This is a genomic window from Micromonospora sp. CA-248089 (assembly GCF_050948515.1).
In the GTDB taxonomy this organism is placed as follows: domain Bacteria; phylum Actinomycetota; class Actinomycetes; order Mycobacteriales; family Micromonosporaceae; genus Micromonospora.
In genome coordinates this window covers 522563-541561 of sequence record NZ_CP192016.1, presented here as the reverse complement: position 1 = coordinate 541561, position 18999 = coordinate 522563, and the positions used below count along the sequence as shown (strand labels likewise).

General features: G+C 72.6%; 24 protein-coding genes. 17 read left to right on the top strand and 7 right to left on the bottom strand.

Annotated elements, in window-relative coordinates; translation table 11 throughout:
* The first annotated feature begins 32 nt into the window (after positions 1–32).
* From eccB to ACQP26_RS02685, 8 genes are all read left to right on the top strand, one after another.
* On the top strand, positions 33–1502 hold the full coding sequence (gene eccB, locus ACQP26_RS02720; protein WP_433494839.1) for a type VII secretion protein EccB: 1470 nt from the start codon (positions 33–35) through the stop codon (positions 1500–1502).
* A 115-nt stretch (positions 1503–1617) separates the two neighbouring features.
* Positions 1618–1989 carry a hypothetical protein gene (locus ACQP26_RS02715; RefSeq protein WP_269702623.1) on the top strand — a complete coding sequence of 124 codons (372 nt, stop codon included), beginning with the start codon at positions 1618–1620 and terminating at the stop codon, positions 1987–1989.
* A complete protein-coding gene (locus ACQP26_RS02710) occupies positions 1982–3268 on the top strand; it encodes a WXG100 family type VII secretion target (protein WP_269702625.1) in 1287 nt (428 codons plus the stop codon). The genes ACQP26_RS02715 and ACQP26_RS02710 overlap by 8 nt, the downstream gene beginning before the upstream one ends.
* Positions 3269–3428: 160 nt before the next feature.
* The gene (locus tag ACQP26_RS02705; RefSeq protein ID WP_433494838.1) at positions 3429–3866 is read left to right on the top strand and encodes a hypothetical protein; all 438 of its coding nucleotides are present in this window, start codon (positions 3429–3431) and stop codon (positions 3864–3866) included.
* Between the two features lie 156 nt (positions 3867–4022).
* Positions 4023–4853, top strand: a complete 831-nt coding sequence (locus tag ACQP26_RS02700; protein WP_269702629.1) for a hypothetical protein — start codon at positions 4023–4025, stop codon at positions 4851–4853.
* Between the two features lie 189 nt (positions 4854–5042).
* Positions 5043–5387, top strand: a complete 345-nt coding sequence (locus tag ACQP26_RS02695) for a YkvA family protein (protein ID WP_269702631.1) — start codon at positions 5043–5045, stop codon at positions 5385–5387.
* A 12-nt stretch (positions 5388–5399) separates the two neighbouring features.
* Entirely contained in the window at positions 5400–5813 is a 414-nt protein-coding gene (locus ACQP26_RS02690) for a pyridoxamine 5'-phosphate oxidase family protein (RefSeq protein WP_269702633.1), read from the top strand.
* 147 nt (positions 5814–5960) lie between these two features.
* Positions 5961–6569 (top strand): C39 family peptidase, encoded by a 609-nt coding sequence (locus tag ACQP26_RS02685; RefSeq protein ID WP_433494837.1) that lies wholly within the window; start codon positions 5961–5963, stop codon positions 6567–6569.
* A 49-nt stretch (positions 6570–6618) separates the two neighbouring features.
* Here the strand turns inward: ACQP26_RS02685 and ACQP26_RS02680 are convergent, their stop codons facing one another.
* The gene (locus ACQP26_RS02680) at positions 6619–6801 is read right to left on the bottom strand and encodes an antitoxin (protein WP_269702636.1); all 183 of its coding nucleotides are present in this window, start codon (positions 6799–6801) and stop codon (positions 6619–6621) included.
* Positions 6802–6931: 130 nt separating this feature from the next.
* Here ACQP26_RS02680 and ACQP26_RS02675 point away from each other — a divergent pair, with 130 nt between their 5' ends.
* Positions 6932–8098 carry an AI-2E family transporter gene (locus tag ACQP26_RS02675; protein WP_433494836.1) on the top strand — a complete coding sequence of 389 codons (1167 nt, stop codon included), beginning with the start codon at positions 6932–6934 and terminating at the stop codon, positions 8096–8098.
* Between the two features lie 16 nt (positions 8099–8114).
* On the opposite strand, the gene ACQP26_RS02670 is transcribed toward ACQP26_RS02675, so the two are convergent.
* A complete protein-coding gene (locus ACQP26_RS02670) occupies positions 8115–8768 on the bottom strand; it encodes a dienelactone hydrolase family protein (RefSeq protein WP_269702639.1) in 654 nt (217 codons plus the stop codon).
* Positions 8769–8993: 225 nt separating this feature from the next.
* Between ACQP26_RS02670 and ACQP26_RS02665 the strand changes: the two genes are divergently transcribed.
* From ACQP26_RS02665 to ACQP26_RS02655, 3 genes are all read left to right on the top strand, one after another.
* Positions 8994–9386, top strand: coding sequence for a MerR family transcriptional regulator (locus ACQP26_RS02665; protein ID WP_013283752.1), 393 nt, complete (start codon positions 8994–8996; stop codon positions 9384–9386).
* A complete protein-coding gene (locus ACQP26_RS02660; protein WP_269702641.1) occupies positions 9356–9703 on the top strand; it encodes a thioredoxin family protein in 348 nt (115 codons plus the stop codon). Before ACQP26_RS02665 ends, ACQP26_RS02660 begins: the two co-directional genes overlap by 31 nt.
* Before the next feature lie 61 nt (positions 9704–9764).
* Positions 9765–9944, top strand: coding sequence for a hypothetical protein (locus tag ACQP26_RS02655; protein WP_281579182.1), 180 nt, complete (start codon positions 9765–9767; stop codon positions 9942–9944).
* Between the two features lie 41 nt (positions 9945–9985).
* On the opposite strand, the gene ACQP26_RS02650 is transcribed toward ACQP26_RS02655, so the two are convergent.
* From ACQP26_RS02650 to ACQP26_RS02640, 3 genes are read right to left on the bottom strand one after another with little or no spacing between them, the layout of a single operon-like run.
* Positions 9986–12358 (bottom strand): glycoside hydrolase family 65 protein, encoded by a 2373-nt coding sequence (locus tag ACQP26_RS02650; RefSeq protein WP_281579183.1) that lies wholly within the window; start codon positions 12356–12358, stop codon positions 9986–9988.
* A complete protein-coding gene (locus ACQP26_RS02645; protein WP_433494835.1) occupies positions 12355–13107 on the bottom strand; it encodes an HAD family hydrolase in 753 nt (250 codons plus the stop codon). Before ACQP26_RS02645 ends, ACQP26_RS02650 begins: the two co-directional genes overlap by 4 nt.
* Before the next feature lie 47 nt (positions 13108–13154).
* The gene (locus tag ACQP26_RS02640; protein WP_433494834.1) at positions 13155–13622 is read right to left on the bottom strand and encodes a DUF4442 domain-containing protein; all 468 of its coding nucleotides are present in this window, start codon (positions 13620–13622) and stop codon (positions 13155–13157) included.
* 131 nt (positions 13623–13753) lie between these two features.
* On the opposite strand from ACQP26_RS02640, the gene ACQP26_RS02635 reads away from it, so the two are divergent.
* The 3 genes from ACQP26_RS02635 to ACQP26_RS02625 all read left to right on the top strand — a co-directional run bounded on the left by ACQP26_RS02635 (position 13754) and on the right by ACQP26_RS02625 (position 15936).
* Entirely contained in the window at positions 13754–14932 is a 1179-nt protein-coding gene (locus tag ACQP26_RS02635; RefSeq protein WP_269702651.1) for a Fic family protein, read from the top strand.
* Between the two features lie 87 nt (positions 14933–15019).
* Positions 15020–15544, top strand: coding sequence for a hypothetical protein (locus tag ACQP26_RS02630; RefSeq protein ID WP_269702653.1), 525 nt, complete (start codon positions 15020–15022; stop codon positions 15542–15544).
* Between the two features lie 62 nt (positions 15545–15606).
* Entirely contained in the window at positions 15607–15936 is a 330-nt protein-coding gene (locus ACQP26_RS02625) for a hypothetical protein (protein ID WP_269702655.1), read from the top strand.
* A 13-nt stretch (positions 15937–15949) separates the two neighbouring features.
* Here the strand turns inward: ACQP26_RS02625 and ACQP26_RS02620 are convergent, their stop codons facing one another.
* Positions 15950–16906, bottom strand: a complete 957-nt coding sequence (locus ACQP26_RS02620) for a sulfotransferase family protein (protein ID WP_433494833.1) — start codon at positions 16904–16906, stop codon at positions 15950–15952.
* On the opposite strand from ACQP26_RS02620, the gene ACQP26_RS02615 reads away from it, so the two are divergent.
* Both ACQP26_RS02615 and ACQP26_RS02610 read left to right on the top strand, forming a co-directional pair.
* Positions 16905–17654 carry an AAA family ATPase gene (locus ACQP26_RS02615; RefSeq protein ID WP_269702658.1) on the top strand — a complete coding sequence of 250 codons (750 nt, stop codon included), beginning with the start codon at positions 16905–16907 and terminating at the stop codon, positions 17652–17654. The genes ACQP26_RS02620 and ACQP26_RS02615 overlap by 2 nt on opposite strands.
* Entirely contained in the window at positions 17636–18013 is a 378-nt protein-coding gene (locus ACQP26_RS02610; protein ID WP_269702660.1) for a nuclear transport factor 2 family protein, read from the top strand. Before ACQP26_RS02615 ends, ACQP26_RS02610 begins: the two co-directional genes overlap by 19 nt.
* On the opposite strand, the gene ACQP26_RS02605 is transcribed toward ACQP26_RS02610, so the two are convergent.
* The gene (locus ACQP26_RS02605; RefSeq protein ID WP_433494832.1) at positions 18003–18944 is read right to left on the bottom strand and encodes an aminoglycoside phosphotransferase family protein; all 942 of its coding nucleotides are present in this window, start codon (positions 18942–18944) and stop codon (positions 18003–18005) included. The genes ACQP26_RS02610 and ACQP26_RS02605 overlap by 11 nt on opposite strands.
* Between the last annotated feature and the right edge of the window lie 55 nt (positions 18945–18999).

Below are 18999 nucleotides of genomic sequence, written 5' to 3'. Positions count from 1 at the left end.
CGCCGTGGACCCACCCCCGCCGGAGGTTAGTCATGCGGACCCGCCGCGATCAGGTGCAGGCGTACCGCTTCGTCACCCGCCGCATCGTCTCGGCGCTGCTCGCCGGTGATCCGGAGACAAACGACCTGCCGATGCGCCGCCTCGGCATGGCGGTGTTCGGCAGCGTCATCGCGGCCGCGGTGGTGCTCGGCGGCGTCGGCGCGTACGGGCAGCTCACCAGCAACTCCGCGCCGCTGGAGCCGAACACGGTGGTGATCGAGCGGGAGACCGGCGCGACGTACTACTTCGGCGAGGACAAGGTGCTGCGCCCGACGCTCAACTACGCCTCGGCGCGGCTGATCGTCAACGACGCCGGTGCGACGCCGCGCACCATGTCGCAGGCGTCGATCAAGGACCGTCCGCGCGGGCGGCTGGTCGGCATCGTGGGCGCCCCGGACGACCTGCCCGATCGCAAGTCCCTGGTCGGGCTCCCCTGGTCGGTGTGCGACGTACCGGATCCGAACGACCCGCGGCGCTCGACCACGCACCTGGTGATCGACCGCGCGCTGCCCGGCGGGACGGCGCTGACCGACCGGGCCGTGGTCGTGCGGACCAGCGACGCCCGTTACCTGCTCACCGGCGGCTCCCGGCTGCGGGTGGCGGGCGACGAGCAGGCGCTGGTGGCGTTGAAGATGGCCGGTGCGACGAACCTGACCGTCGGGCAGCAGCTGCTGAACGCGGTGCCCGTCGGGCCCGTGCTGCGCAAGCCGTCGATCGCCGGGGACGGCGGCGCGAGCGGGCTCACAGTGGCCGATCGGCCGGCCCGGATCGGCCAGGTGTACCAGGCCGCCGGCCAGTACTACGTGCTCACCCGGCAGGGCCTGGCGACCGTCCGTGAGGTCACCGCGCTGCTGCTGCTCGGCAGCGGCGGCGAAGTGACGCAGATCACTCCCGACGAGGCCGGACGGCTCCTCACCGATCAGCGGCTGGACGCGGACGGTCTGCCGGCCCGGCTGCCGACGCTGCACGAGGTCCGGCCGGGCCGCACGGTGCTCTGCGCCACCTACCGGCCCGGGCCCGCCGGTCAGCCGCCCACCACCACGCTCGAGGTGTTCGACTCCCCGCCGGCCGAGCTGACCTCGGCGACCGCGATGCCGGCCCGGCAGGGCGGCCGGGACGCGGTACGCACCGCCGAGAACGTGCTGCTACCCGGCGGCAAGGGCGTGCTGGTGCAGGCCACGGCCGGGGAGACCGGCAAGGCGGCGGCCGGTTCGACCGTCTACCTGATCACCGCGCAGGGCATCCGCTATCCGCTCGGCACCACCGGGGGCGACGCGAAGAGCGCGCTCGGGTACGGCGACGTGACGCCGATCGCCGTACCGGCCTCGCTGCTGGCGCTGGTGCCGACCGGCCCGACGCTGTCCCGCGAGGACGCGATGACCTACTTCGATGCGGCAGCGCCTCCGGAGGCCACCGCGACGCCCTCGGCCGGCGGTGCGGCGGCGCAGGTCCAGGGCGGTTGACCGGCCGCCACCGGATCCGAAGTGGAGGAAGCCCGTCACGGGTCGCCCGGGTTGGCTCGCTTCGACTAACCTGAGTGCGGCGAAGGTTATCGACGATGACTACGGGGATGCAGCCATGACGGGGCGCACGACGGTAGACGTACTGTCCTTGGAGGACTTCCACCAGCGGCTCGAGCGGCGCCTGCAGGAGGCGGAGTCGGTGTTGCGCAAGCTCAACACCCAGATGCAGTGCCGCCCGCCGGCGCTCGGCACGTTCACCGACGCGACCGACAACGCGCGTCGCTACTCCGAGACGCACCAGAGCTACGTCAACCACGTCGACCGGTTGCGCCGGGCGATCCTGGCCGCCCGCGAGGCGACCCACAAGATCATGACGAACTACAAGACCGCCGAGGCCCGCAACGCCGCCGCCGCGGCCGACATCGCCGCCGCCCTCTCCGGGCTGAACGAGGCGATGAAGCAGCCGAAGGAGGACCCGCGTGTCTGAGTACACCCGGCGCTACGAGCACGTCAGCCACGAGGAGCTCTACCAGGGCGTCAACGCCGGCGACCCGAAGCAGATCGAGGCGCTCAGCGCCCAGTGGACCTCCCTGAAGAGCACGCTCGACGACCTCGGCCGCGACCTGACCGCCGACCTGGAGGCGCTGTCCAAGAGCTGGACCGGCGACGCCGCGCGCGAGTTCACCAGGCGGCTGGACATGGTCGTGCGCTACTCCGGCAACCTCGCCGAGGGCATGACCGGCATCCGGCAGGGCCTCGACATGATGTCCAGCGAGCTGCGGGCCGCGCAGTCCAAGGCGGAGACCCCGGAGAAGACCGACGACAACGACAAGCTGCTCGCCGGCGCCGGCAAGGGCTTCCTGCTCGGCGGCGCCCCGGGCGCGGTGATCGGCGGGATCGTCGGCCACCAGCAGGACAAGGCCGAGCAGGAGAAGGCGCACCAGCGGATGGTGCAGGTCGTGGCGAAGCTCGCCGAGGGCTACGACTTCTCCGCGTACGGCCGCATCGTCGTGCCGGACCCGCCGGAGACCGAACTGCCGGGCCACACCAGCAACGGCGACCCGACGCTGCAGAACGGCCCGTCGGTGAAGACCCCGACGTCCGGCCCGAGCCTGGGCAGCTTCGGCCCGGGCGCCGGCGCCACCGCGACCACCTCGGGCGTGCACCACACGGCTCCGACCGGTGGCACGCCGGGCGAGGGCACGCCCGGTGCGGGCACTCCGGGCGGCCAGCCCGGCGCCGGCGCTCCGGGTTCGGTGCCGACCAGCGGCACCGTCGAGCCGGGCGGCACCTCGCTGGCCGGTGCCACTCCGCTGACCAGCACCGTCGGTGGTCCGACTGTCGGCGGCGGCCCGGGCTTCGGCCCCGGCGGCGCCGGCTCGACGACGATGACCGCGGGCGGACCGGGTGGTGCGCTCTACGGCGCCCCCGGCGTGCTGAGCACCGGCTCGCTGGCCGGCACGGGCGCCAACTCGGCGTCGGCGGCCCGCCTCGGCGGCATGCCCGGCGCCGACAACCGCTCCGCCGCCGGCACGGGCCGGCTCACCTCCGGTCGTGGCCTCGTGGTCGACGCCGGGAGCAAGTCCGCCGAGCGCACCGGCGGCGCCACCGGGCGGCCCGCGATGGCCGGCCGCAGCGGCGTGCTGGGCGGGCGCGGCGGCCACGGCGACGACGAGTCCGACGGCCGGCTGACCTGGCTCACCGAGGACGAGATGGTCTGGGGCGACGGCGACGCCGCCCCGCCGCCGGTGCTCGGCGGCAACTGAGTCCGGCATCCACGGCACGGCGCGGCACCCCGGCAGGGGCGCCGCGCCGTTCCGCGTCCGGCCTGCGTCGGTGTCCGTCCACAGCGACCCGTGGGGTGGCTCACGTAACCCGCAAGATCCTTGAGCTGCGAGATCGTCCGCCGACGGATAGGTTGAACAGGTGCTGCCCGTAGCGTTCGCCCCGTCCACCTGGACGGCGACGCTGCGCCGGATCGCCCGCACGGCCGTGGCCAGCCTGGTGCTGATCGCCGGCCTCCAGGGCATCGCCGCCACACCCGCCCACGCCGCCGCGGCCCCGCACGCCACCGTCGCCTCGCACGCCGTCGCCACCGAGCACGTCCTGGCAATCGAGAACGTCGTGGCGATCGAGCACGCCGCGACGCGGCAGGCGGTCACCGCCGGTGCCGCGCGTCCCGCCGAACTCATGACGGGCGACGCCACGACCGCCGCCCTGCGCGCCACCGGCCCCGGCAGCGGCCCGGCCGTCACCGAGGCCCCGTCGACCGACTCCGCCGCGGGCGTTCCCGGCGTCGAGGTCGTCGCCGCCGCCGACCCCGGCCGGGCGGACATCGCCCGTCGCGGTCCGCCGCGCGCCTGACCGGGCACCCTTCCGGTACGCCCCGGCGCGGCCCCACCCGCCGCACGCCGCGCGCCCTGCCGCGCGTCCCGTCGCGTCCGAGTCACGACGCGCACCCGCCCGGATCTCCGGGCCACGACCGTTCATCGTCTTTCGTTCCACCCTGAGGTGCTGGTGATGCAGACCGTCTTCTCCGCCGTCCTGCCCGACATGCCCGCGGCCGCCGTGATCTGGCTGGTCCTGCTCGCCGTGGCCGCGACAGTGGTCGCCGCGCTGATCGTCCGCCCGTCGCGGTTCCGCTCGGAGCTGGTCGACCGGATCAGTGACGCGGCCCGGCCGAGCAGCATCGAACGTGCCGAGCGAGCCCGCGTACGGGACCAGGAGCGGACCCGCTACGCCGACGAGGTGGCGGTGGCCGCCTCCCGCGCGACGGCCACCGCGGAGCGGAGCCGGGCCGAGTGGCTGACCGCCCAGGAGGAGTCCGAGGCCGCCTGGCAGGCGTACCAGGCGGCTGAGGAGGACGTCCGGCGCCTCACCGCCGCCGCGGCGCTGCCGCTGCCCCGTACCGCCAAGACCCCGGCCGAGTACGCGGACCGGGAGCGCTGGCTGCACCGCGCCGCGATGGACGCCCAGTGGCGCAACGAGATCACGGTGCGGCAGCTCAGCGACATCCTCGGCGGCAACGGCTGGGACCCGAGCCGGCACCCGGTCGAGCAGGAACTGCTGCTGCGCCGGCTGGTCCGGGACAACATGGCGGCCCGGCACCGGGCCGCCACGCAGCGGGAGCAGGCCGCCTGGCAGGCAGCCGAGCTGGCCGCCGCGGCGGCGCAGAGCCTGCGCGACGAGGCGTTCGCGGCGCTGCATCCGGTCGCCGAGCCGCAGACCGCGCTCTCCATCGTGGGCTTCGCCGGGCCGGAGACCACCCGGGAACTGCCGGCCGGCACGGTCGCCGACGTCACCCGGGAGCTGCCGCCGGTGGCTCGCGGCCGCGCGGCCGTGGCGACCTGAGCCGGCTCCGCGCTGCATTCCTTCCGAGCGATATGACTGAGGGGCATATTTATGCCTCTCAGTCATATGCGTTTCCGGGAGTCATCTCTCGGCGGTGGCTACGGCGAGTAGCCGACGCTTTCCCGAGCGGGGCGGGGGGATGGACCGCGCCCGCGGGCGGCCTGGGCCCGGCTCGGCTAGCGTGATGCCGTGTCCCGTGAATCCTGGGTGCTTGTCGCACTCGCCGCCGTCCTCGCGGTGGCCATGCTGGCCGGGGCGGTGCTGCTCGCCATCCGGGTGGTCCGCACCCGCCGCATGCTCGGCGCGCTCGGCGCCGGCGGCAAGGTCGCGTTCTACGGCGCGCTGATCTACACCATCCTGCCGGTGGACCTGCTGCCCGACCCGATCTACCTGGACGACATGGGCGTGCTGGCCGGCGCGCTGTTCTACCTGGGCCGGCTGGTCGCGAAGCACCGTGCCGAGCAGCGGGCCGCCCAGTCCGCCCAGGCGATGCCGCTGGCCGTAGCGCCGCCGCGTCCGTCGGATCGTCCCTGACGAGGAGACAGCATGGCTGGGCGTCACCGGTTGGATCCGCACGACGAGCGGGTCGCCCGGTTCTTCGCGGACCGGCACCTCGCCACCCTCACCACACCGCGTGCCGACGGCACCCCGCACGTCGTACCCGTGGGGGTGACCTTCGACCCGGCGGCCGGGCTGGCCCGGGTGATCACCTCGGCCGGGTCGGCCAAGGCCCGGCACGTCGCGGCGGCCGGGCCGGACGGCGTCCCGGTCGCCGTGTGCCAGGTCGACGGCCGCTGGTGGCTGACCGTGGAGGGCCGGGCGGTGCTGCGCCGCGACCCGGAGTCGGTGGCGGAGGCCGAGCGGCGGTACGCCGAGCGTTATCGCACGCCGCGCCCGAATCCGGAGCGGGTGGTCATCGAGATCGCGGTGACCCGGCTCCTGGGAAGCCTCCCCGGCTGAGGCGTCTGTCCGGTTCCGCGGTGGCCCCGGTCACGCCCGGAAATGGGCTGCCGCGGCAGGGCGGTTGAACTCTCCGTACGCCGAGCGCCACTCCTGGTGCCGCGTCTCCCCGCACGGAGCCGTCGACCCCCGAATGGAGCCTCGACCATGAACCCGATCATCCGTAAGTGTGTGCTGTCCGTCGCCGGCCTGGCCGCGGCCGGCGGTGCCGTGGCCGGCCCGGCCGCCGCCCACGCCGCCCCGGTCAAGAGCAAGGGTGACCGGGCCGCCGACTACGAGTACCAGGCCCAGCCGAACTACTTCTACTGCGGTCCCGCCTCGACCCGGATCGCGCTGTCGGCCGAGGGCAAGGACGTGAGCCAGGACGAGCTGGCGGCCAAGCTCGGCACCACCGAGAACGGCACCGACTCGGCCATCGACATCACCCGGGTCCTGAACGAGTACACCGGCGGCAAGTACAAGACCACCGAGATCCGCGACGACGTGGCCACCCGGGAGCAGGTCGACCGCCTGCGCGCGGACATCCGTACCGCCGTGGACGACGACCGGCCGGTGGTGGCGAACATCCTGGGCGGTGCCCGGGACATCGACGGGGTGGAGCACAGCTACCCCGGCCACTACGTGACAGTCGTTCGGTACGAGGGCGACGGCGACCGGGTGCTCATCGCCGACCCGGCCCGCCCGGACGAGCCGACGTACTGGATGGACGTGACCGAGCTGGCCAACTGGATCGCCGGCCGCGGCTACAGCTCCTGACCCGCACGGGCCGGTCCCCTTCTGGGGGCCGGCCCGACGTCGGGGTACGTCAGCGGCCGGTGTCGCCCTCGCCGGTGCGCTGCTGCGCCATGTCGACGCCCTTGTCGATCTGCGCGTCGTACTTGCCGCCGCTGCGCTTGTCGGCCGCGTCACCCGCCTTCTCGATGCCCTGGTCGACCTGCTTGTCATGCTTGTCCGCGAAGTCCTTGGCCTTGTCCATGAAGTCGCTCATGCCCGATCTCCCTTCGATACGGTGAATGCCTTCCCTGAGGCCGAGGGCACAAACACGGGGTGGGCGGTTACGGCCCTGGTGTCGGATCGGCCCGCGTCGGGTACCAACGGCCCGGATCGAGGAGGGCGACGTGGACGACGACGCTGGAATACCTGGCCGGGCGCCGACCGCCGGACCGCGGCAGACCTGGGCGGGACTGCCCTGGCCGGTACGAACGGCGGTCACCTGGAGCGCCTGTCTCCTGGTGGTCACCGCAGGGCTGTGGCTGCTCGGGCAGATCGCCGTACTACTGGCGCCGCTGGCGGTGGCGCTGGCCGGCACGCTCTTCCTCGCCGCGCTGCTCGACCCGGTCCTGGTACGCCTGCGCCGGCTCCGGGTGCCGGCCGGGCTCGCCGCCCTCCTGAGCATCCTGCTGCTGCTCGGCATCCTGGGCGGCGCCGGCGTCCTGGTCTGGAACCTCACCGCGAGCCAGTTCAGCGAGCTGAGCCAGCAGCTCGACGAGGGGTTGCAGCGCACCCGGGACTTCGTCACCTCCAGCCTGCCGGTCACCGACCAGCAGCTCGACCGGCTCGTGGAGCAGATCCGGAAGGGCCTGAGCAGCGGCGCGCCCGATCCGGTCGCCGGGGCGCGCAAGGTCGCCGAGGTCGCGGGCGCGGTGCTGCTCGCCTTGGTGCTGCTGTTCTTCCTGCTCAAGGACGGCCGTTCGATGTGGCACTGGGTGCTGCGGCGGCTGACCGGACCACGCCGGGAGCTGACCGCCGAGGCGGGACGGGCGGGCTGGCGGACGCTCGGCGCGTACAGCCGGGGCACGATGATCATTGCCGCGATCGACGCCATCGGCATCGGGCTGGCGCTTGTCGTGTTGCGCGTCCCGCTGGCCCTGCCGCTCGCCCTGATCACGTTCCTCGGCGGGTTCGTACCGATCATCGGCGCAACAGTGGCCGGTGCGGTGGCGGTGCTCGTCGCGCTCGCCGCGAACGGTCCCACCACCGCGTTGCTGACCCTGGCCGCCGTGATCGCCGTCCAGCAGGTCGAGGGCAACCTGCTGGAACCACTGGTGATGCGGCGGCAGGTGCAGCTGCACCCGGCGGTCATCCTGGTCGTGGTCACCGCCGGCACGCTGGTCGCCGGGGTGGCCGGGGCATTCGTGTCGGTGCCGATCGCGGCGGTGCTCTGGCGGGTGCTGGACACCGTGCAGCGGCACCGCGCCGCCGAGCGGAGCGGTACCGAGCGCAGCGGCACCGGCGTACCCGCGCCGACCGCCGACCCGGGCCGCGCCGCCGAAGCAGCGGGCTGACGACCTGCGCGGCCGTTCAGGCGGGGTGCGGCTGGCGCAGGTGCGTGATGAACCACGTACCTGCCTGGTCGGCCACCTGCTCCAGCGTGCCGGGCTCCTCGAACAGGTGCGTGGCGCCGGGCACGATCCGCAGCTCCGCCACTTCGCCGAGCGCGTCCCGGGCCTGCTCGTTGAGCACGATCACCTGCTCGTCCAGGCCGCCGACGAGCAGCAGCGTCGGTGCGCGTACCGCCGTCAGTGAGCTGCCTGCCAGATCCGGCCGGCCGCCCCGGGAGACCACCGCGCCCACCCGGTCCGGCCGGGCCGCGGCGGCGACCAGCGCGGCGGCGGCGCCGGTGCTGGCGCCGAACAGCCCGATCGGGAGCCGCCCCAGCTCCGGGTCGGCGCCCATCCAGTCGACGATCCCGGCCAGGCGCTCGGCCAACATGCCGATGTCGAAGCGCAGCTCGGCGGTGACCTCGTCCCGGGCCTCCTCGTCGGCGGTCAGCAGGTCGACGAGCATCGTGGCCAGCCCGCGCTCGTTGAGCGCACGCCCGACGGCCATGTTGCGCGGGCTGTGCCGCGAACTGCCGCTGCCGTGCGCGAACAGCACCACCCCACCGGCGTTGCCGGGCACGCTGACATCCCCGACGAGCCCTCCGTCCACCACAGGCACCGAAACCTCACGCATATCCCTCCACCCCCACCCACCCGATACCCGCCAGCCGAACGATCATGAAGTTGACGGCCCAGAAAGCGCTTCCCCACCCCGCCAACTTCATGATCACGCCATCCGGGCAAGACCACGGGGAACGCCCGCGGGGAACCCCGCGCGGGGAGGCCGACGCGTGCGGGGTTGCGTTGACGTCGGCGGCAAGGTTTAGCGTCGATTCACGGAGACGGACGGGGGGCGGCGATGCGGATCGGGGAACTGGCGCAGCGGGCCGGTACGAGCACCCGCACCCTGCGCTACTACGAGGCACACGGGCTGGTCCGGCCGAACCGGTCCGCAAACGGATACCGGGTCTACGACGAGGCGGAACTACGCGTCGTCCGCGAGATCCGGTCCCTGCTGGCGATCGGCTTCGGCCTGGACGACATCCGCCCGTTCGTCGCCTGCCTGCGCGCCGGAAACGACTCCGGTGACGTCTGCCCCGATTCGGTGGCGGTGCTGCGGCGCAAGCTCGCCGAGGTGGACGACTACCTCGACCGGCTCGGCGACGTCCGCCGCCGGCTGCACGACCAGCTCGCCCACGCGATCGCCCAACGGGAGGAAACATGCCTCAGGACACGGGGACCGGCCGGCTGACCCCGGTCACCGACGACACCTTCGCGGCCGCCGTGCTGGCCGCCGACCGGCCGGTGGTGGTGGACTTCTGGGCCGAATGGTGCCCGCCGTGCCGGGTGGTGTCGAAGCACCTGGCCGAGCTGGCCGAGGAGTTCGGCGACGCGCTGCGCTTCGTCACCCTCAACACCGACGAGAACCCGGCCACCACCCGCGCCCACCGGATCATGTCCGCGCCGACCATGCTGGTGTTCCGGGGCGGCGAGGTGGTCGGCTCGATCGTCGGCTCCCGCCCGAAGGACCACCTGCGGCGCAGCTTCGCCCAGCACGCGGACGGTTGAGCCGCCGCCGGGCGGGAACGCGCCGGGTGACCACGGACCCCGACCGATCGCGAGGATCGTCATGGCGAAACAGGACAGGTCCCGGGAACAGGAACTCACCGACCAGGAACGCCGTAAGCAGGAACTGAAGGGCTCACCGGACTGGGCCGACCGCGCCTCGACGGCGCGCACGTCCGACGATCCGCGGGCCACGGCGCCGCGCGACGCCGGCGGGCGTCCGTCGAACGGCCGCCAGTTCTGAGGTACGCGTACCGAGCGGCCCCGCCCGTCGTGGCGGGCCGCTCAGTTCGTGCGTTCCGGCAGGTGCATCAGCGGCGCGCGGCCCTGCGGCTGCTCCGGCTGCGACCCGCTCGGGTGTGCCGGCGGCACCGCCACGGTCACCGGCTGCGCGGAGGTGACCCGCACCGGCTCGCCGTGGTGCCGCAGCTCGACGACGGTGTCCGGCCCGCCGTTGCGCAGCGAGTACGTCGTCTGGTGCGGCCGGACGTCGACCCGCAGCCGCATCCCGCGCCACTGGAGCGAGAACTCCAGGCGGCTGAGGCGGCTGGAGAGCCGGGGCGCGAAGGAGAGCGTCCCGTCGTGGTCGCGCAGCCCGCCGAACCCGGCCACGAGCGCGATCCAGGCGCCGGCCAGTGATGCCATGTGCACACCGTCGCGGGTGTTCTCGTTGAGGTCGTGCAGGTCCATCAGCGCGGCCTCGCGCAGGTAGCGGTGGGCCAGTTCGAGGTAGCCGACCTCGGCCGCCAGCACCGCCTGGGTGCAGGCGCTCAGCGACGAGTCGCGTACGGTGCGCCGCTCGTAGTAGACGAAGTTGCGCAGCTTCTCGGCGGCGCTGAACGCGTCGCCCCGCCAGTGCATGGCCAGCACCAGGTCGGCCTGCTTGACGACCTGCTTGCGGTAGAGGTCGAAGTACGGGTAGTGCAGCAGCAGCGGGTACTTCTCCGGCGGCGTGTGCTCGAAGTCCCACTCCTGGAAGCGGGTGAACCCCTCCACCTGCTCGTGCACGTCGGTCTCCGCGTCGTACGGGACGTGCATGTCGTTCGCGGCGTCCCGCCAGGCGGCGGCCTCCTCCTCGGTGACGCCGAGGTCGAGCGCCTGGTCGCGGTAGCGCATCGCGCAGTCCGCGGCGGTACGCAGGTTCCGCTGGGCCATCAGGTTGGTGTAGACGTTGTCGTTCTTGACCGCCGTGTACTCGTCCGGGCCGGTCACGCCGTCGATGTGGAACCGTCCGGCGCGGTCGTGGTGGCCGAGCGAGCGCCACAGCCGGGCGGTCTCGACAAGCAGTTCCAGCCCGATCTCCCGTTCCAGCGCCTCGTCGCCGGTGACCAGTACGTAGCGGCGCAACGCGTCGGCGACGTCGGCGGCGATGTGGAACGCGGCGGTCCCGGCCGGCCAGTACGCCGACGACTCCGGCCCTTCGATGGTGCGCCACGGGAAGGCCGCGCCGGCGAGGTTCAGCGTGCGGGCGCGTTCCTGCGCCTGGGCCAGCGTGTCGTACCGCCACTGCAACGCGTCACGCACCGCGGTCGGCTGCGTGTAGGTGAGCACCGGCAGCACGAACATCTCGGTGTCCCAGAACGCGTGGCCGTCGTACCCCGGGCCGGTGAGGCCCTTGGCCGAGATCGGCCGGCGTTCCGCGCGGGCGCCGGCCTGGAGGACGTGGAACAGGCCGAACCGGACGGCCTGCTGCACCTCGGGGTCGCCCTCGACGCGCACGTCGGCGGCGTCCCAGAACGCGTCCAGGTATTCGCGCTGGGCCCGGCGCAGGCCGTCCCAGCCGTCGAGCCGGGCCGCTGCGAGCGCCGCGCCGACCTGGTCGCGCAGCGCCGGGAGCGACCGGCGGCTGGACCAGCCGTACGTGAGGTACTTGACCACGCGGAGCGTCTGGCCGGGCTTGAGCACGCAGCCGATGGTGGTGCGGACCCAGTCCTCGTACCCCTCGCTCTCGATCGTGGTGCGTTCGGGCCCGTCGACGTCGTGGCCCATCGCGGCGGCGACCCGCAGGCCGCTGACCTTGGTGCGGTGGATGAGCTGCCCGCCGTCGTCGGTGGTCAGCTCCTCCTCGGCCTGCAACGGCGACTCGAGTACGGCGGCGACCCGGGGGTCGCGGCTCTGCGGCGGCAGCGACTCGTTGGCGACCAGCTCGGACTGGAGGATCAGGCGCAGCGGCCCGTCGACCGGCTCCACCTCGTAGTGGATGGCGGCCACCGAGCGCTGGGTGAACGACACCAGCCGGGTGGTACGGACCTTGACCTCGCGACCGGCCGGGGAACGCCAGTGCAGATCCCGCTGGAGGGTGCCGGCGCGCATGTCGAGGACCCGCTCGTGGGCGAGCAGTTCGCCGTAGCGCACGTCGAGCGGCTCGTCGTCGACGAGCAGCCGGATCAGCTTGCCGTTCGTGACGTTGACGATGGTCTGCCCGGACTCGGGGAAACCGAAGCCGGCCTCCGCGTACGGCAGCGGGCGCAGCTCGTAGAACGAGTTCAGGTAGGTGCCGGGCAGCCCGTGCGGCTCGCCCTCGTCGAGGTTGCCCCGCAGCCCGATGTGCCCGTTGGAGAGCGCGAACACCGACTCGGACTGGGCCAGCACGTCCATGTCGAGCTGCATCTCCCGGACGTGCCAGGGCTCGACCGGGTACGCCCGTTCCCGGATCACGCGGCCGGCTCCGCCGCGAGCAGGTCGGCGAGGTCGGTGACCACCACGTCGGCGCCGTGCGCCAGCAGTTCGTCGGCCTGGCCGACCCGGTCGACGCCCACCACGTACCCGAATCCGCCGGCCCGCCCGGCAGCCACACCGGCGAGGGCGTCCTCGAAGACGGCCGCGTGCGCCGGTTCGACGCCGAGCAGTCGCGCGCCCTCCAGGAACGTGTCCGGGTGCGGCTTGCCGCGCAGCCCGCTCGCGCGAGCGACCACGCCGTCCACCCGGGCCTCCAGCCAGCGTTCCAGCCCGGCGGCGTGCACCACGGCGGCGCAGTTGGCGCTGGCCGAGACGACGGCGCGGCGCAGCCCGGCCGAGGTGGCCGCTTCCAGGTAGCGCACCGAGCCCTCGTACACCTCGACGCCGTTGTGCTCGATCCGCTGGAGCAGCACGACGTTCTTACGGTTGCCGAGGCCGTTGACGGTGTCCGCCTCGGGCGGGTCGTCCGGCGATCCCTCGGGCAGCGTGATGCCGCGCGAGGCCAGGAATGTGCGCACCCCGTCGGCGCGCGGTCTGCCGTCCACGTACCGGTTGTAGTCCGGTCCGCTGTCGAACGGGTGGAACGGCTCGCCGGTTTCCGCCGACCGTCGCCGCAGATACGCGTCGAACGTCTCCGCCCAGGCGGCGTTGTGCACCTTGGCGGTCTGCGTCAGCACACCGTCCAGATCGAAGAGACAAGCGCGCACGTGCGCGGGGAGGCCCAGCATCGCTTGAATCTAACCAGAGCCCGCGCCGGGCAAACACCATTCAGGGCTCAGCGGTTCGGGCGCAGCGTCCAGATCACGGTGAGCGAGGAGGTGAGCGTGCCGTCCTCGGCGCGGACCTCCACCTCGACCGGGAACTCCGGCCGCTGCCCGGCGTCCAGCTCGGCCAGCACCTCGGCGGGTACGCCACCGAGCCGCGCGCTAGCCAGCACCGGCCCCATCGCGATCTTGCGGAAGTGGACGGAGGCGGTCACCGGCAGGGGTACGGCCCGGTCGAGGACGTGCCCGAAGGCGGCCAGGACGACAGCGCCCGAGGCGCTCTCCCCGAGCGTGAACATGGCGCCGGCGTGCGGCCCGCCGAGGTGGTTGTGGTGCGCCGCGATGTCGGGGAGCCGGGCCACGACCCGGACCCCGCCCTCGGCCTCGGGCGCCACCTCGACGAACTCGATCCCGAGCGTGCGGGCGAACGGCACGGCGTCGAGGATTCCGGCCGCCACCTGGCGAGAGTCGATGCTCATGCCCGAACGCTACTCGCCGGTAACAACCCCGGCAAGATGCCGGAACACGCTGGCCAAATGTCACCAAGTAAGTGACATCCGCACCGCATGGAGCTAGCGTTGTCTCTTATTAAGAGACATTGGGACATGAGATGATCTTCTCCACCCCTGAACTCAGCGATCACGACGAGACCGTGCTGGCCGAGGTGCACGACATGCGTCGCGTGCTCGCCGATGTCCTGCGCACTCCTCGCCGGTGGACCGGTGGCCTCCGGCGCACGATGTTGGCCCGCGCGATTCTCGGCTCCAACAGCATCGAGGGCTACGTGGTCGCCGAGGACGACGCCGCTGCCGCGCTGGACGGCGAGGAGCCGCTGAGCGCCGACGACCGAACCTTCGCCGAGATTCGGGGCTATCGACAGGCTCTGGGATACGTGCTGCAGACCGCCGGGGATCCGCATTTCCGCTTCGAGACGTCGGTGATCCGCAGCATGCACTACATGATGCTCTCGCACGATCTGGGCAAGAGCCCGGGGCAATATCGCAAGGGCCCGATCTACGTACACGATGAGCGGACCGATGAGCGGGTGTACGAGGGCGCGGACGCCGACCACGTGCCTCACCTCATGGAGGAGCTAACCGAAGATCTACGGTCGGATGTCACCGCCTCCCCGCTCGTCAAAGCAGCCATGGCGCATCTGAACCTGGTGATGATCCATCCGTTCCGTGACGGCAACGGACGGATGGCACGCGCCCTTCAGACGCTGGTGCTCTCCCGCCGTGCGATCGTCGAGCCGGCCTTCTCCAGCATCGAGGAGTGGCTGGGCAGCAACACCGAGGACTACTACCGCGTGCTGGCGGTTACCGGGCGTGGCCGCTGGAACCCCGAAGGTTCGGCGCGCCTCTGGGTGTCGTTCAACCTGCGCGCCCATCACATGCAGGCACAGACCGTCGCTCGCCGCTTCGATGAGGCGTCCGGCATCTGGTCGGAGTTGGACGCGATCGTTGCCGAGAAAAGACTCCCTGAGCGGGTGACCGATCTGCTCTACGAGGCAGTCCTGGGCTACCGCATCCGTCGCTCCGGGTACGTCAAACTCGCCGATGTCGAGGATCGGACCGCATCTCGTGATCTGGCCAACCTTGTCGAGCAGGGCCTGCTGGAAGCACGAGGTGAGCGGCGGGGAAGGCATTACGTCGCCGGCCCCACGCTGGTCGTGGTACGGGAACGGGTCCATGCGCGGCGCAAGCCGATCAGGGATCCCTACCCGGCCATGCCGGTCGTTCTCGCGACCGAGGCTGCCAATTCGACCGGCTCGGGTGAGCGGTTGTAACCACGGTCCATGTCACGGCGCTGTCCGGCCCGATGGATCAGCTCAGCGGCGTTTCGGCGGCTGTCGACTTCGGGTAGCGAGTGGCCCATGAACCGCGATCTCGCGCGCGGGCTGACGGTGGCGTGGGCACTGCCGGAGTTCCGCGACGGGCTACGTCACCTCGTCGACCTCGACGAGGTGACAGTGCTGCTGGCCGCACTGTCCCTTCCGGACCGCGACCGCGAGGTGGAGCGGAGCGCGCTGGGCCTGCTGCGGTCCGGGCTCGACAGCACCGAGGTCCGGGAGGCGGTGTTGCTGCTGCTGGAGCGGGACACCGTACGCCGGCCGCTCGTCGCCGCGGCGGTCGAGCCGCTCGCCGACCGGCCCGGCCTGGTCACCGCCGTCACCTCCGCGGCCGAGGATCCCCGGGTACGCCACGAGGTACGGGCGATGCTGGACAGCGCGGGCGTCCGCGAGCTGATCTGGCGGGCGGTCGACGACCAGGTGAGCGACAACCGGTTCGGGCTGGTCCGCCGGGCGGCGGTGCTGTTCGTGCGGCACCCGAGCGCGCGGCGCCTGGGGTGGGCGCTCCGCCGGCACGGCGTTCTCCGCGAACTGCGCCACAGGGCGTGACCTGATCCTGCTGTTGCCCGGTCGTGTCACCGCCGAGATCTTCGGGCCCTACCGTCCAGTCGATGCGATCCCGTGCGGCGAAGGCGGCAGCGACTCTGGTGACCGTGCTGGGCACGCTGCTCGTCGTCGCGAGCTGTCTCAGTTGCATCCCGCTTCTGGCGCCGTCGGCGCCGTGCGACGGTGACACCTACGCTTCGGCGCAGGCGGCGAGGGACGCGTACGCCCTGCTGGTCCTGGCGATGACGGCGACGGCGGTCCTCTCCGTCGTCGTGGCCCGGGTAGGCATCCGGCCCCGCGTCCGGAACCCCTGGCCGTGGCTGTCGGTCGCCGTACTGGGAATCGCCGTGAGTGCCGGCCTGCTGATCCCGATCGATCGCGCCGGCTCCTGCTGAGGCCGATCGGCAGTCACTCGTATCCCATCGCGGGGATGATTTCGCCCATTTCGCGCTCGACGTACGCGCGGGTGCCGGCGTCGAATTGGTCGTCGCGGTGCGCGAGCTTGTCCGCCTGGAACGTCGACGGGGTGACGGCGTCCTCGACGCCGAGCCGCTCGAACAGGGCCCGCCGCTGCCCGGGCCAGTCGGCCGCCAGGTCTTCCGCCCTCACCTCGACGTACCGCCGGCTCGTCAGGTCGGCCGCGTCCTTCCAGGCCAACCATCGCTGGTAGACCGGCACGAGGTAGGCCAACGCCCCGTCGACGGTGGACGGCGCCCACGGCTGGGCCAGGTGGGAGGCGAGCACCGCGACCGGATGACGCTTGATGTGCACGATCGTCGCCTCGGGGACCAGTTCCCAGAGGAAGTCCATGGCGAAGAGGTTGAACGGCGTCTTCTCGCACCAGGTCGGCTTGCCCGCGTCGGCCGCCGCCCCGCCGAACAGGGTGTCGACCAGGCTCCGCAGGACGCCGACCAGTTCGCCCCGGTCACTGAAGTACCTCGGCACGACCCGCCGTCGGCTGGCCGGCCCGAACGGCCCGGCCGGCCGGTCGCCGTCGCCGAAGCCCTCCGCAGGCGCGGGCTCCTCGAAGGCGTACGCGATCACCTGCGGCCAGAGCCGGTGTACGGCGTCCCGGTACCGACCCACGCCGACCAGCTCGGGCACGGTCTTGCCACGGTCGTCACGCCGGCCGGGCACGCGTACGGTGAGGAAGTGGCTCAGCCGTTGCAGCGCGTCCTCACCGACGATGGGGTCGTACCGGTCGGTGAGCGCGTCGGCCAGGTCCCGCAGGCCACCCGGTTCGACAAGGAACTTGGTCTCCATGGGGATCCGGTGGATCAGCGGATGCTGGCCGATGACGTCGGCGATCCGCGACGTGCCCGAGCGGCCCGTGCCCGCGACGAAGACCGGTGAGGGAGACGGCATGGACGGCAGTCAAACTTCCGGCCCGGCGCGGGGGCAACCCCATTATCCCCGCCGCGATCAGCTGATCGATTTCCTGGCCGACGCGGTCGGGTCCGTCACCGTGGCACACCCGACCCGGGTCGCCGTCGACGGGCCGCCCGCCGCCGGCAAGACCACGCTCGCCGACGAGCTGGCCGCCGTCCTGCGGGCCCGGGGCCGGTACGTCATCCGGGCGACCGTCGACGACTTCCTCTTCCCCCGGGCGCGGCGCTACCGGCGCGGCGAGTTCTCGGCCGAGGGCTGCTACGTCGACACCCACGACCACCAGTCGCTGAACCGGGTGCTGCTCGACCCGCTCGGCCCCGGCGGCGATCGACGCTTCCGGCGCACGATCTACGACCACACCACCGACGCGGTGCTGTCCCCGCTGCCCACCACCGCCCCCGCCGACGCCGTGCTGGTGTTCGACGGCGTCTTCCTCCTGCGCCCGGAACTGGTCGACCGGTGGGAGCTGCGCGTCTTCGTGTCGACAGCGCTGGACCGTACCGTCGATCGTGCGGTGGTCCGGGAGAGCCCGGTGTCGTCCCGGGCCGACGTCGAACGGCGCTGGCGCGAGCGTTACCTGCCCGCCCAGCGGCTCTACTTCGCCACTGCCCGCCCGGTCGAGCACGCCGACGTCGTCGTGCACAACGACGACCCCGGACAGCCGATGTGGGAGACCCGGACGGCCTTGGATGGCAGGCTGCAACCATGGACAGGAAGCGGGTGACCGCCTGGATCGCGGCGTACGAGCAGGCGTGGCGCACGCCGGGAACGGCGGCGCTCGGCACGATGTTCACGACCGACGCGAGCTACCGGCAGGGGCCGTACCGGGATCCGGTCGTCGGCCTGCCCGCCATCACCCGCATGTGGGACAGCGAACGCGACGGGCCCGACGAGGTCTTCGACATGACCGCGGAGGTCGTCGCGGTCGACGGCGACACCGCCGTGGCACGGATCCAGGTCCGGTACGGCGACCCCGTCCACCAGGAGTGGCGCGATCTCTGGATCATGCGCTTCGCCGAGGACGGCCGGTGCGCGTCGTTCGAGGAGTGGCCCTTCGCGCCGGACAAGCGGGCTACCGGTTGAGGCCGGCCGCCTGATCCGTGAGGATCTCCCCGAGAACGCGGTGCGCGTCGGCTGCCTCCTCCGCGTCCTCGGGGTCGTCGAAGGTGCGGGACCAGGTGGAAAGGGTCTTCCAGAGGGCCCAGCCGCGTCCGCGCGCCCACGTCGCGTCGTCCACCGACAGGCGCTCGCGGAACGCCGCCCGGCCCTCGGCGGTCAGCAACGTCCAGGCGATCGCCAGGTCGCAGGCCGGGTCACCGACGCCGCAGGTGCCGAAGTCGATGACGGCCGCCAGCCGGCCGTGCGTGAGCAGCAGGTTCCCCGGGGCGATGTCGCCGTGGAACCAGCGGTCCACCCCGTCCCAGCGGGCGCCGACCGCCCGTGTCCAGATCTCGCGTACCAGCGCGGCGTCGACGTGGCCGTCCAGCGCCACGAGCGCATCCTCGACTTTCTTGTCGTACGTGCGCAGCGTGCCGCCCCGGAACCAGTTGTGCACACCCGGCTGCGGGCCGTCCGCGGCGTCCACGTCCCGCAGGGCCGCGAGGAATTCGGCCAGGTCGAGCGCGAAGCGCACCGGGTCGGCGATGCGGTCCGGCCGGGCGGGCTCGCCGTCGAGCCATCGGTAGATCGACCACGGGTACGGGTAGCCCGCACCCGGCTCGCCCTTCGCCACCGGGGCGGGGATTGGTAGCGGCAGCCGAGCGGCGAGGACCGGGAGCCACAGGTGTTCCTTCTCGACCGCCAGGGCGTACGCGGCAGCGCTGGGCAGACGCACCAGTAGCTCGGGGCCGAGGTGGAAGGTCCAGTTGTCCCAGCCGCCGTTGGCGACCGGCTCGATCGGGAGGCCGGCCAGGTGCGGGAACTGGCCGGCCACGAGGCGGCGCACCTGCTCCACGTCGACGGCGATGCGCTGTGGCGGAGGGCCGAGGTCGTAGCCGGAGTCGTCCGCTCCCACCGGGCGGTGGTTGTTAATAAGGGGCCCTTCCTCTACCGGAGGCGTTAACAGGGTG

Coding starts and splice junctions, on each gene's coding strand:
- eccB (WP_433494839.1), top strand. CDS start 33: ATGCGGACCCGCCGCGATCAGGTGCAGGCGTACCGCTTCGTCACCCGC.
- ACQP26_RS02625 (WP_269702655.1), top strand. CDS start 15,607: ATGCGATCCCGTGCGGCGAAGGCGGCAGCGACTCTGGTGACCGTGCTG.
- ACQP26_RS02660 (WP_269702641.1), top strand. CDS start 9,356: ATGCCTCAGGACACGGGGACCGGCCGGCTGACCCCGGTCACCGACGAC.
- ACQP26_RS02620 (WP_433494833.1), bottom strand. CDS start 16,906: ATGCCGTCTCCCTCACCGGTCTTCGTCGCGGGCACGGGCCGCTCGGGC.
- ACQP26_RS02700 (WP_269702629.1), top strand. CDS start 4,023: ATGCAGACCGTCTTCTCCGCCGTCCTGCCCGACATGCCCGCGGCCGCC.
- ACQP26_RS02665 (WP_013283752.1), top strand. CDS start 8,994: ATGCGGATCGGGGAACTGGCGCAGCGGGCCGGTACGAGCACCCGCACC.
- ACQP26_RS02715 (WP_269702623.1), top strand. CDS start 1,618: ATGACGGGGCGCACGACGGTAGACGTACTGTCCTTGGAGGACTTCCAC.
- ACQP26_RS02685 (WP_433494837.1), top strand. CDS start 5,961: ATGAACCCGATCATCCGTAAGTGTGTGCTGTCCGTCGCCGGCCTGGCC.
- ACQP26_RS02610 (WP_269702660.1), top strand. CDS start 17,636: ATGGACAGGAAGCGGGTGACCGCCTGGATCGCGGCGTACGAGCAGGCG.
- ACQP26_RS02690 (WP_269702633.1), top strand. CDS start 5,400: ATGGCTGGGCGTCACCGGTTGGATCCGCACGACGAGCGGGTCGCCCGG.
- ACQP26_RS02635 (WP_269702651.1), top strand. CDS start 13,754: ATGATCTTCTCCACCCCTGAACTCAGCGATCACGACGAGACCGTGCTG.
- ACQP26_RS02655 (WP_281579182.1), top strand. CDS start 9,765: ATGGCGAAACAGGACAGGTCCCGGGAACAGGAACTCACCGACCAGGAA.
- ACQP26_RS02630 (WP_269702653.1), top strand. CDS start 15,020: ATGAACCGCGATCTCGCGCGCGGGCTGACGGTGGCGTGGGCACTGCCG.
- ACQP26_RS02640 (WP_433494834.1), bottom strand. CDS start 13,622: ATGAGCATCGACTCTCGCCAGGTGGCGGCCGGAATCCTCGACGCCGTG.
- ACQP26_RS02680 (WP_269702636.1), bottom strand. CDS start 6,801: ATGAGCGACTTCATGGACAAGGCCAAGGACTTCGCGGACAAGCATGAC.
- ACQP26_RS02645 (WP_433494835.1), bottom strand. CDS start 13,107: ATGCTGGGCCTCCCCGCGCACGTGCGCGCTTGTCTCTTCGATCTGGAC.
- ACQP26_RS02670 (WP_269702639.1), bottom strand. CDS start 8,768: ATGCGTGAGGTTTCGGTGCCTGTGGTGGACGGAGGGCTCGTCGGGGAT.
- ACQP26_RS02615 (WP_269702658.1), top strand. CDS start 16,905: ATGGACGGCAGTCAAACTTCCGGCCCGGCGCGGGGGCAACCCCATTAT.